Source organism: Legionella feeleii (assembly GCF_001467625.1).
In the GTDB taxonomy this organism is placed as follows: Bacteria; Pseudomonadota; Gammaproteobacteria; order Legionellales; family Legionellaceae; genus Tatlockia; species Tatlockia feeleii.
Genome location: NZ_LNYB01000023.1, coordinates 66520 through 78678, shown reverse-complemented (window position 1 = coordinate 78678; position 12159 = coordinate 66520). Strand labels below are relative to the sequence as shown.

The window sequence follows — 12159 nt, the reverse complement described above, 5'->3', positions numbered from 1 at the left end:
TTGGCACTTTAACCCTCTTTTGATTGCGGAATCAAAGAGTTAGATTACTTTAATCCGATTAAAGTGCCCCTACATTTGGGGGAGAGCCAAGATTTTGCACGCAATCGTCATTCTAAAAGCCTTTCACGAGACATTCTTCCCTTCATTGGCAGCAAACCAATTGATGAAATAACAAAAACTGATTTATTAAGTATTATTACACCACATGAAAATTTAGGCCATCACGATGTAGCACACAGATTGTATGCACGGTTGCAAAGTATATTTGAATTTGCTGTGGGAGCATCCTTTACAGAGAACTATCCCTTTATTGGTTTAAAGAAAGCTTTGGCTCCTAGACCGAAGGCGATAAACCAACCCGCTATTAGCTCACAAGAAGCTCATGAGATGATGAAAATTATCAAACAAGCTCCTTCTACAAAAATTGTTAAATTGTATATGGAGTTGTTAGCGCATCTATTCACACGCCCCACAGAGCTACGAGAGGCAAAGTGGTGTGAGTTTGATTTACAAAAGGCAGAATGGAATATACCCGCAGATCGAATGAAAATGGGCATCGCACACTGGGTTCCTTTAACGCCTTACGTTTTAAATTTATTAAAGGAGTTAAGGCTTATTACAGGTTTTACTCCTTACCTGTTTAGTTCCCCAGCATTAAAGAAACCTCAACCTATTAGTGAAGCTAGCGTACGTAAACTTTTGCATAATGCTGGATATAAAAATAGACACACAGCTCATGGGTTTCGTTCGCTTGCCTCGAGTGTTTTGCATGAACAAGGGAATTTTAAAAGTGATGCTATAGAAGCTCAGTTAGCGCACAAAATACAAGGAGTTAGAGGTATCTATTTACGGGCTGACTTTAAAACTGAACGGAGAGAATTAATGAATTGGTATAGTAGCTGGTTATTAAGTGAAACTTTATTAAAGCAGGAGGTAATTTAATATGAATTCTAAAATTGATTCTCTTGCGCTTGCATTAAAGCAATCTTCGTTAGGTATCTTCCCAAGAAGAGCTTATATAGATGATTATACAAAAGTGAAAGCGAGGATTAAAAAGGAATTGAAGATTGTATTAACTGTAAAAGAAATAGATCAAATCGGTATTTTTGTTATTCGATGTATTTGGGATGCTCAAAACCAAGATTCTTCACTACAATGCTTTGATTCAATCCAGGTGACAGCTATTGCGAGTAGTAATACGTTCCTATTAGAAGAGCTTCAGTCTGAAATGAGTCAAAAAATGGATAAAAATACAATTAATCGAGTAGTAAGAATTGTTATTGAAGAAATGCACCATTTTAATCAAATAACGTTTTTAAAAAATAGTATCTCTAGGCGCTCTAAAGTGGTTTGGGACGAAAAAACATATGAATCCAAGAAATTACAATTAGAATCCTTATTTAAAAGAGAACTATTAAAAGAAGAAGTCTATTTAATTGCAGAAACATGGTTTCATTATATGGTATTTGTCGAAGATCTTCGCAGTCCTGATAACTATACTAAAGAAAAAATAAAAGAGCTAAAAACCATACTGACTGCCCGCATTACTCAACTTGAAGGAGTCGTTGTATCAAGTAAGGAAATAATTGATCAAGTCCGTGACATTGATCGTTTCCCTTGGATTGATATTGAGGGGAGGAACAAAACTTACTGAATGCACAAAATCAGTTAAATGAATCCAAAGCTCTTGCAGAGCGACTACGACAAGATAATGGATATGACTTAAGTATCAGCAACATTCAAGAGCAAGCTTATTTTTCAGCGTTCTTTTTAGGGGAGTTAATGGGGTTACATGAATCAGAGTATCATAAAGATGGTAACCCTCTTTTAACATTTTTAGATATTTTAGCAGGGTGGACAGATTCTCATATGGATAAAGAGACGACGCGGAAAAGAATTAGTAAAATCTTCAGCAAGTATAAGCAATTTAAATTAAATCTAAGTGAGTCTTTAATAGATCGTTTATTAAGAGGCTATCGAGAACAAAATGTTAGTTTAAGTATTATCTTGAAAGAATTTCAGTCTTACTTACTAAAATTATCTATTAAACCCCGTGCCCTGTCTATCGCCCCTGACGCTTAGCTTAAAACAGCCATCGTCTAGGGGTTATTGCCGCTCCTCAAAATAATTAAAAATGCTCTTTACGGATCCTTGAGAACGATTCGTGAAGAGTGAAAGTTATTTTGGGAGAAATAAATGAAACAAGAATCATTACTACTATACCCCAAGCAAGCACAAAAATTCTTGGGTATAGGGGCAACGAAATTTTATGAGCTAGTTAAACTATCAAACTTTCCAAAAGCTAAAACCCCATTGGGTAAAAGACCTATGTACTTAAGGGAGGAGCTGGAAAAGTGGGTCAAAAATCTAGAGTAAACCTTGGGTTGGGATGCCCATACTTAGTCATTTTCTGAACCACCCCAAACTCTTATAAGGATATAACATGTCAGATTTTATAACAATTCTAGAAAGTTCAGTAGTAGTAGCTTCAACAGAAAAAGGAGTGCGAACAACAGATCAATTCCAGAATACCCCAGCTAAGGAAATTCTACCTAGACTTAAACACGCCTCTATTGGCAAAAAAGATGGAAGTCATTTTTTAAGAACAGGTTTAAAAGAAAATAACACTGAATACTGTATGGCTCGCAGCGATAATAACACCCAAAGCATGGCTAGTTTGTTAATTATTGATTGCGATAAAACTCTTATAAATGAACGTGACGAGCAAAATGGAGCACCGGATCCATACCAAGTAAGTGAAAGTTTAAAAAAATTAGGTATTGGACATATCATTTTTGGTTCTTATTCCTATTATCTTGGAATAACTCGATATCGGATCTTGTTAGTAACTAAGTCCCCTTACATAAAGGAGCAATTAGCTCCCACCGCTGAATCTATCGTTGCTTTAATTAATACTAATCTAGGTGGTAACTTACTAGCTTATGTCCCTGAAAATGGAGTCTGGTCGCAAGCTTGGTATTATCCACGCAAACCAGAAAATTCTACACAAAGTGACTCACTTTATATTGAGTATCTTGAAGGTAATGCTGTTGACGTTATTAATCCGCAATCAATAATGGAAATAAACAATGATATTAAAAGAGAAATACCTGAGAATTTCGGCGAGATTTCTCCAATTCGTGTATTTAATGAGCAGTACGCTCTTAGGGATCTCTTAACAGGATATGGTTATAAGCTTGTTTTAGTGACCAAAGATCGAGAAAGATGGCTATCACCAGACTCTTTATCTGGTATCGCAGGAGTTACAGTTAAGGATAATAAATTCTTTTGCCATCATAGTAACGATCCTTTTCACGATGGTTATTGGCATGACGCTTTTGATTTAATGCGTATCAAAGAAGGGCTTACAGATAAAGATGCCATTATCCAAGCGGCACTTCGTACTCGAGCTCCTAATGGGCATACGGTCGATGAATATAACAAAAGCTTGGCTAAGCAAAAGTAATCAAAAAAAATCAAATTAAAAGGGATTCAGGAAGCTCTAATAACGGCATTGAGGATATTGAGCCTTTTCAAAATAAAATTGACCCAAACCAACTCTTAATTGATATTGAAAAACTACTTCGCAGAGTTATAGTCTGTAATGAAGAAACAATTGTAGCTACAGTTTTATGGATAGCTATGACATGGTTTATAGATGTTATTCAGGTTGCTCCATTAGCTGTTATTACGGCACCAGAAAAGCGTTGTGGGAAATCACAATTGCTTTTTTTCTTAGCACGGTTGGTGCGTCGCCCTTTATCTGCATCAAATATTACTCCCGCTGCAATGTTTCGCTCTATCGAGGCATGGTCTCCCACGTTGCTCATTGATGAAGCAGATACTTTTCTAAGAGAGAACGAAGAACTTAAAGGAGTAATAAATTGTGGACATACAAAGGACTCTGCATACGTTATTAGAACTATTGGTAACGACCACACTCCATACCGATTTAATGTTTGGGGTGCTAAAGCAATAGCTGGGATAGGACATTTATCAGATACAATTATGGATAGATCCATCACCATGGAATTACGACGTAAATTACCACATGAGAAAGTAGAAAGATTACGATACATTGAAGGGTTAATATTTACTGATATTCAAGCAAAATTAGCACGCTTTGCTATTGATTATGCAGAAATAGTAAAGAAATCTAGGCCGCAGTTACCTGAGCAACTGAATGATAGAGCACAAGATAATTGGGAGTCATTATTAGCAATAGCCTCCGTTGTTGGTCATGAGTGGCCTAGGCGCGCAATAAAGGCAGCTATTAAATTATCTATTTCTGAAACAACTCCTATTAGCATAAGCACTGAGCTTTTGCTCAGTATAAAAGAAATCATAGAAGCTAAAAAAATTGATAAAATTAGTTCTGTTGATCTTATTCAAGAATTATGCGTTGACGATGAGCAACCATGGGCTGCTTATAATCGAGGGAGGCCTATAACACCTAAGCAAGTAGCCTCTTTTTTAAAGAAATATGGCATTAAAAGCAAAGGGATACGCATTGGACATTCTACCCCCAAAGGATTTGAGAAATCTCAATTCAACGAAGCTTTTTCACGATATTTAACTCATAGTACGGAGTCATTGGAAAATAGCCGAAACACGCAACAATTCAATGAATATAAGAATTATAACGTTGCAGAAAATAATACTGTTGCTGCAACACCGCCCTCATCTGCAACGTTAGGGCTTAATGATAATAACGATTGTTGCCTTGTTGCGGATAGATTGAGGGATGAAGGAGATCTAATGGAGATGGTTATATGATCGGGGCAGAAATTGTCCAGCAAGCATCGATGGCTGGTTTACTTATAACACTATCTTCTGGGGATAATCTCAAAATAGTTGGTAAACAAGATTGTATTGAAAAATGGGCGTCAACTATCCAATCCAATAAAGGAGGCATTTTAATCGCTCTGAATAATTTGGTATTCAGATATACAGAACAATGCTGTTTGGGTTTGGATGTTGAAGCTCAAGAAGTTATTGATCGTTTACTGTCCATAGAAGATGAACAAGATATAATAAGCGGACAAATACCAATGGAATCATTAAGACTTCATATAGAGGTATGGAAAAAAGCCGGCAAGCCTCATTATTCAGGGAAGGACTTGGCAAATAGGGAGATATTATGAAAAGGGTATCACAAAAGGGTAGACCAACTGGTTTTACGCAAGCACTAGCTAATGAAATATGTAATGCAATTGCATCAAATAGCAAAGGAATAAAAGTGTTGTGCCACGATAATCCCCATTGGCCAAATAAAGATACTATTTTTACTTGGCTAAAAAATAATAACGATTTTTCCGACCAATACGCGCGAGCAAAACGGTGTCAAATTGAATGCATAGTGGATGAGCTCTTGGATATTGCTGATGACGGTTCCCATGATCAAATGATTGATGAAGAAGGGCATGTTTATTTTAATAGTCAGTCTATCCAACGAGCTCGATTAAAAATTGATACTCGTAAGTGGCTTGCTTCTAAGCTAGTACCAAAGGTGTATGGTGCTAACCCCGAAGATGACAAACTAGATCTAAAAATGGAGCGTGAGATTAGGGAGATGCGGGCTAAATTGGATGAGAAAAATCGCAAAGAGTACTAGCATTTTGATGTTTATTCCCAGTTAATTAATTTAAATGTATGAAGTGGAGGGAATAATTCCCCAATTTCTACATTTAAGGCTAGAGCAATTCGAATTAAATTCAGAGCGGCAATATTTCGCTCACCCCTTTCTATGCCGCCAACATAAGTTCTATCAAGACCAATTTGATCTGCAAAAGCTTCCTGAGAGAGATTTTTCGTTTTACGAAGCTCTCGAATATTATTACCTAATTGGATTAATGCTGGATGTTTTTTGCGCATTCATATAGAATATTGGCTTGATGACTATATAGCCACGGACTATGAGTATCAAAAAAAAGTATTTAAAAAAAAATTCAATAGGATAGCTTATGATCAATGAAGCAACGCTTATCGGACGTGTTGGTAAGAAAGATGTCCGCCCCCTGAAGAATGGTACCGACATGGCTACTATTTACTTGGCCACTTCTAAGCATTGGATCGACAAGAGTGGTGAAAAACAAGAACAAACGGTGTGGCATAATGTGAATTTCTTTGACAAACTGGCAGATATTGTTAATAAATACGCGCATGTAGGAAACCTAGTTTACATTAAGGGCGAAATTAATCACAAACAGATTAAAGAAGGTGAAAAAGCAGGTCAATGGGCTTACTCAATTACCGCCAATCAAATTAAGATACTGCCTAGTGGTGCCAAAAAAGATGCCTCAGAATCCTGCGACCAGTCATATAATTAACAAAGCCCTCCAGATATAAAAGAGACGCTTCTACTGTAGGCTGCTTTTGCATCTATCGTTTGACTGAAAAAGGATTTCATTTTTTAGATAGTTGTAATGTGTAGTCTAATCTTAATAGAGCAAATTTAAATTTTATATGGCAAGTAAAATGACATTAGTTTACGGTGGTGCCGATGATGATATTGGATTTTTAATTAGTGACACTCTTGTTAGTTTTGAGAAAGATCATGCCGGAGATAACGTAAGATTTAATGAAAAAAATCATGTATTAAAAATTCATATTTTAAATGGAAAAATTGCTGTGGCATTTGCTGGAGATATTAAACCAGCCTTGAAGTTGATTAATGAGTTAAAAGTAATAATAGACGGCAATCAATTGGATATTGAAGCACCAGAAAAGCTCTTTCAATTATATAAAAATCATAAATCTGCAATATCCACAGATTGTGAATTCCTTATTTTAGAAATGACGGATGCAGGAAAAAAACTAGCAAAAATTAATGAAAATGAATGGAACTACTGCACACGTGCGTATATTGGAAACTCTGAGGAATATAAAAAGCTAATTCGACATCCTTATAAGCCACCAAATACTGTTCTTATTCAGCAACCTGATGGTTCGTTTCAAGAAGAGCCGCTTATAATGACTAAGGGTGAGATTGATTTTAATGAATTTTCAAACGCAATGGAGGATTTCACGCATCAATTAAAAAGTAAAACAGTCGGTGCAATTTGTGGTTGTATAACACGTGTAGTTGATGCGAAGCCATCAGGAGAGTTAGAGTATCTCCAGGCAATTGAATCGGGCATTTCACCAGAAGAAGGCAATTTTGGTTATACTTACCTATCGTCTAATACTGGTGTGCGCGGTATTGGTATTTACTATCGAGCAGGAAAAGTAGGCTTTCTCTTTATTGTTGGCGACTCTGAATTTAATAGAAAAGAACATGCTGAGACACTCGTACAATTTATTGAGCTGGCGCATAAAAAATATAAGCTCAACTTAGTCGGTGGGTTATGGGGCGTTTAAATAGAAAAGCTACAAAGCCAGCCTAAAGATGCTAATCCTTGATCTGAATTTCCGACGCAAAACGCCAGTCATATCCATAAGCCTTTTTACGATAACCATAACCGGTTGAGCAGGGTTTTCGTAAACAAACAGAACTAATTGAGGAAACACAATTCAAATTTTTAGCTTTACCATTTTCTACTAGCCATTTGGCTGCTGCATGCTGGCTAGGGAATGTTTTTAAAATTTCTCCAGATTGCATATCAATCATACAAACTGCTTTACTTAATTTTTCTGCGGATGCTTTAGCTCTTATTTTTGCATTTTCATGAGCTTTTTGCGGATTTTTTTCGCCCCATTCTCTTAGTGATGCTTTGCGTTTTTCATTAGCTTCTGGAGTTGTACGTGAGCTAATTAGCTTTTGCTGCCAAGCTTGATATTCCTCTGGATTATTCTTAATCCAATTGTCAAAACTGGCTTTTCGTTTGGCTTGGGATTCTGGTGTTTTAATTGCTTCATGATTATTTTTTCTTGCTTTAGCATACTCTCCAGGATTTTTTGCCATCCAGTTTTTTATTCGCTCACTAGTCATTTCGCGATATTTTTCGTCACTCATGGCTTTCTTAATCCTTTGACTACGAGCACGAAGAGCAGGGGTATCTCCTGATTGAAAAGCATTTTTGGATGCTTCAAGCATTGGTTGAAATTGTTCTGGATGGCTTTTCATATACTCACGTTTTTTTTCTCTTGTTTCAGCAATTGAATGATGTTTAGTTGTCCCACCTCCACCTGCTACAAGATTAAGACATTTTTCATCAGACAAAAGCTCCGAATTGACTAGTGTTGATTCAAGTAGTTCAGTTTCCTCCGCGGTTTTGCATAATGCGATATAAAAACGTACAAATTCATCTGAATTTTTATTGAATTTATTTAAAAATTTTAACCCTGACCCTTGATATCGTTTTAATTCAGACCATTTGGGGCGATTAGCTTTACCGATATAATATTCGCCGTTTTCCATATTTATTTGAATATAAACAACTCTGTAATAACCATCAGCTTCGTTTCGTTTTCGAATTAATTCACTTGGGGTTAACACATCAAACCAGCGATTTTTAATTGCAATTCGTTCTTTATTAAATCCTAATTTCGCTAAATTACGATTAGAATCAGTTGAATTGAATAAATTTTCATCCATAGATAATTCAATGGGATTAAATTCTTTCCAGATTTTGATATTGTCATTAATTTCAATAATCATTTTTCAATCTTAACTACTTCTTATTGTTAGCTGTCAAATTAGATTGAAACCAGCATCACTTTGCTGATAGGTCATATCTTGCTTACAAATAACCCTCATTGAACAAATTTTTCGAATTGTTTAAGTCCTAACAATAATAGTTTATTGATAAGCGATTTAGTTTCATTTATAGACTCTGTGTTAAGTAGTTCAGGGATTAACGCTTCAAATCCTGATGACCACATATTAAACCCTGAATGTATCAACTTATTAGATACTATTAAATTTAAAATTTCAGTTACTTTTGAAGAGTGCTTTTTACATGCTTTACATAATCTGTCAATAACAAAATGTTCTGGGTGAATATATTTGGCTTTGCTCAAAACAATGATTATTTGGTCTAATATCCATTCATCATTAAGAAAATCTAGCGCAGTCCAATAGCCGAACTCAGTTAAGGGGACATATTGATCTAACTCTTCGCTTTTAAGAAGAGTTTTTTCCCATATAGACATTGCTTTCTCTCCACAATATTCTGTAGAGAATCTACCTGTGAAACTTATGATTTCTTTGAATAATTCAATATTATTTTTCTTATATAAGCTATTGAAAATCTCTGATTCTAGAGATTTAATTGTTCCTCTTAGATAAAAAACAATCAGTTCACTCACTAATCGTATGGAGGCTTTGTCTGCACTATCTGAAGATAATTGATTTACAGCATAATCATATTCTTTTTCGATATAATTAAACATTTCATCATATGGTTGGACATAAAGGAGATATGTGTGCCAAGCAGCGGTATAGCGTTTTAAGCTGTTTTTTGTATGAGGTAATATTTTTGAAAGGTTATGGCAAGTCCAATGTTGATCAAGAAGATATAACCAAGGGAGCCAGCGGCCATAGATAGAGTGCACAGCTAAGGATTGTTCTTTTTTTAAATTTAAGAAATATTCAAAAGTTTGAAATAACTCTGGCAATAATTCCTTTTTTCCTTCTCCTCTTGGTATGTCTAGATTTTTCAAACACCAAAGACCATACAATATAGAACATTGCAAAGCTTTGCTTCTCACGCTATTTATTGCCTTGTGATAAAAATCAGAATCATCCGCTTGTATCGTTTTTTCCGAACTAAATAATGGATCAGAGTCTTTTAGGCAGTTATTAATCACCAACCAAAGCTCGTTCCTTAAAGAAAAATCAATTTTAATATTATTTGAAGAAAGTCCTTTATCCAATAATCGGCATGCAGCCATTCTAATTTCAGTCAAATTAACATTTTTTTTGCCCGAATTATTATCTATTGCCCACTTTAAATAATTTATTAAAGATTGCCAATTCGTTAAATTTTCCAATAATGAGCCTTCAAAGCCATAAATTACAGCTATGATAAATTGCTCATCCTCAACTTTTAATAAATTTATATGTTCAATATATTCATTAGGTAATGATTTAATGGAATTTTTCAATAGATGGCACAGGCCTGCTTTATCATCATAGAGTGTGTTTTTTTCTTTAGGCTCCCAGTTGAGAAGATATTTTAGACGCTCCTCAAGATTTTTTTCATCGAACTCTTCTTGAGTGATGGGGATTAAATCTTCTAAACTTACAGCTTCTGAGGAAAGGTAAATTAGGAATGTGGGCTCCTTTCTATCGCCATACTTTTGACGCATAAGTTCAAACTCACTTTTAATTTCTCCTTGTAAATAATCTTTAATTAAATAATATATCCTATATTTAATTACTTCGTTCTGTTCTTTTTTTTCATAAATTTGTATCTTGGAAACAAAACATAAAAAAGATTCTTGCTTTTTTTGTTCCCAAGAAGGGAAAGCTTTTTGTAGAAGAAGAGCATAATCATGCCACATATCTAAGCTAGTATAGTATTTTTCCTTTTGAAGCAAATCGAATGTGTAATCGTTTGATTCTGGTTTATCTTGCAGTAAATACAATGCTACACGAGCAAAGATAGGGAAAGGCTCTGATATTAGTAGGTCAACTATTTCTTCTTCATGACTTAATAATAATTCTTCTGATAATTTTACTAGCCAGTTAGTCAAAGTATCTTTAATATTATCGAGGTCATTAGATTTATCAATTTCTTGTCGCCAGCTTGAGGAATGATCCACAAAACTATTTTTATCAAAGCAATCGAGCTCTAGGCATTTTTTTAATTGAAGACATATTAAACGGAAGAGATTTAGTTTTTCTTCAGACGTTTTCATATTAGAGTAAATTAGATTTAGTTTTTCATTATACTCCCAGTCATTAGTAAAAAAATGCTTGTATCGCCCATAAGCGTTGCTAGAGTCTTTTATATCAAATAGCCGAAAACAAATTTCAATTGCTTTTTCAGAACAGTTATTTTTTAAAAAAAATACTGCAAATTCAGCTAAGTTATTTGCAAAATAAAAACAAAAGGGGTTATTTAAAAAGCGGATAGCTTTTTTTACTATAGTTTTTGCATAATCTAAGGGCATTTTTAAAGCAGCATTTACATAATCTTGATGTATTTTTAAGTTATTTGTATCTGGAATAGTTAGAATAATTTGAGAGACCTCTTTTGGAGATTCTTCTGCAATATTCACCAAATAACGACTGGGACCCCATGAAGGAACTCGAATGAATTCATTATACTGACTAACGTTAGAGGGACTTTTAAAAACGCCAGCATCGTTTAATGGCTTTAACCAGTAAGAAGATTTTAAGCAATCAAAAAAATAATCATAACTTACTTTATTGTGAATGAGGTTTAGAATGCTTTTTATATTCTCAATATTGGGAGTTTCTCCCGCTTCTAAAATACTTTTGTCTATTTTGGCGTATGTTTCTTTTACATTAGGCTCAATTAGGCCGGTAAGATAAAGCTCTAATTCCCCTAGCTTTATTGTAAAAGCACCTTCGTCTGTATCTGAACATGGGGAATGTAATACTTTATTAAAATATTCAGAGAATACATAAAAAGCTTTTCCTAAATAATCTATATGACTATCAGGTAAATGCTCTGAGCTATATTGTTCATTTTGCTTTTGTATAAATTGAAATGCATGTTCTCTTCGTGTTGCCTTTATGTCCTTATCATTTATGACAAGCTGATTGAATCTGTCTAAAAAAATTTTAATTGATGAGATTTGCTCGGGCTCCCAATTATCAGTCTGCGGAACAATATTTAAAAAATTTTTAATATTCAGATTTTCCCATAATTCTATTAGAGGTCGAAATTCAGTGGATATTTTTTTATTTGTTTTAAGTAGAGAAGAATCAAAATGATTTGGTAATCTAGTTAACAGCTCTCTAATGCAATAGGCTGCTGCCTGAAGTTTATTTGGTATATTTTTATTTTGTAAAATTTGTAATGCACTTTCGTAAAACGATCCTAGTTCGGAATGAATACTTTGTAAGCTGAGTATTAATTTTTTATTTTTTTTCATTGAGGAGAATCCTTAGCAAAGACTTAGGAGTGCTTAAAAGTTAGGCTAGAATTATACCCAATCTTGTAAATGCTTTATATTATGTTCGTATCTTTTCGTAATGATTCTTATCTGCTATCATACGTAAAGTTGGGTAAGATCTTGGGTAAG

Annotated in this window: 13 protein-coding genes; 10 read left to right on the top strand and 3 right to left on the bottom strand. The window is 34.6% G+C overall.

Annotated elements, in window-relative coordinates:
• The first annotated feature begins 63 nt into the window (after positions 1-63).
• The 8 genes from Lfee_RS04100 to Lfee_RS04065 all read left to right on the top strand — a co-directional run bounded on the left by Lfee_RS04100 (position 64) and on the right by Lfee_RS04065 (position 5614).
• Positions 64-942, top strand: a complete 879-nt coding sequence (locus tag Lfee_RS04100) for a tyrosine-type recombinase/integrase (protein ID WP_058444155.1) — start codon at positions 64-66, stop codon at positions 940-942.
• Between the two features lies 1 nt (position 943).
• Entirely contained in the window at positions 944-1654 is a 711-nt protein-coding gene (locus Lfee_RS04095) for a hypothetical protein (RefSeq protein WP_058444153.1), read from the top strand.
• Between the two features lie 128 nt (positions 1655-1782).
• Complete coding sequence (locus Lfee_RS04090) at positions 1783-2082, top strand: hypothetical protein (RefSeq protein WP_058444151.1); 300 nt, start codon at positions 1783-1785, stop codon at positions 2080-2082.
• A gap of 114 nt (positions 2083-2196) precedes the next feature.
• On the top strand, positions 2197-2376 hold the full coding sequence (locus Lfee_RS04085) for a helix-turn-helix transcriptional regulator (protein ID WP_058444149.1): 180 nt from the start codon (positions 2197-2199) through the stop codon (positions 2374-2376).
• Between the two features lie 67 nt (positions 2377-2443).
• A complete protein-coding gene (locus Lfee_RS04080; RefSeq protein ID WP_058444147.1) occupies positions 2444-3466 on the top strand; it encodes a hypothetical protein in 1023 nt (340 codons plus the stop codon).
• Positions 3467-3642: 176 nt separating this feature from the next.
• On the top strand, positions 3643-4776 hold the full coding sequence (locus Lfee_RS04075; protein WP_058444146.1) for a DUF3631 domain-containing protein: 1134 nt from the start codon (positions 3643-3645) through the stop codon (positions 4774-4776).
• Positions 4773-5144, top strand: coding sequence for a hypothetical protein (locus Lfee_RS04070; protein ID WP_058444144.1), 372 nt, complete (start codon positions 4773-4775; stop codon positions 5142-5144). The genes Lfee_RS04075 and Lfee_RS04070 overlap by 4 nt, the downstream gene beginning before the upstream one ends.
• Positions 5141-5614 (top strand): terminase small subunit-like protein, encoded by a 474-nt coding sequence (locus Lfee_RS04065; RefSeq protein WP_058444142.1) that lies wholly within the window; start codon positions 5141-5143, stop codon positions 5612-5614. Before Lfee_RS04070 ends, Lfee_RS04065 begins: the two co-directional genes overlap by 4 nt.
• Positions 5615-5625: 11 nt before the next feature.
• Here the strand turns inward: Lfee_RS04065 and Lfee_RS04060 are convergent, their stop codons facing one another.
• Complete coding sequence (locus Lfee_RS04060; RefSeq protein WP_058444140.1) at positions 5626-5874, bottom strand: helix-turn-helix domain-containing protein; 249 nt, start codon at positions 5872-5874, stop codon at positions 5626-5628.
• 89 nt (positions 5875-5963) lie between these two features.
• Here Lfee_RS04060 and Lfee_RS04055 point away from each other — a divergent pair, with 89 nt between their 5' ends.
• Positions 5964-6329 (top strand): single-stranded DNA-binding protein, encoded by a 366-nt coding sequence (locus Lfee_RS04055; RefSeq protein ID WP_058444138.1) that lies wholly within the window; start codon positions 5964-5966, stop codon positions 6327-6329.
• Between the two features lie 148 nt (positions 6330-6477).
• Positions 6478-7359, top strand: coding sequence for a hypothetical protein (locus Lfee_RS04050; RefSeq protein ID WP_058444136.1), 882 nt, complete (start codon positions 6478-6480; stop codon positions 7357-7359).
• 31 nt (positions 7360-7390) lie between these two features.
• On the opposite strand, the gene Lfee_RS04045 is transcribed toward Lfee_RS04050, so the two are convergent.
• Together Lfee_RS04045 and Lfee_RS04040 are read right to left on the bottom strand one after the other, a co-directional pair.
• Positions 7391-8599, bottom strand: a complete 1209-nt coding sequence (locus tag Lfee_RS04045) for a GIY-YIG nuclease family protein (protein WP_058444134.1) — start codon at positions 8597-8599, stop codon at positions 7391-7393.
• Positions 8600-8694: 95 nt separating this feature from the next.
• A complete protein-coding gene (locus Lfee_RS04040; protein WP_058444132.1) occupies positions 8695-12009 on the bottom strand; it encodes a hypothetical protein in 3315 nt (1104 codons plus the stop codon).
• Between the last annotated feature and the right edge of the window lie 150 nt (positions 12010-12159).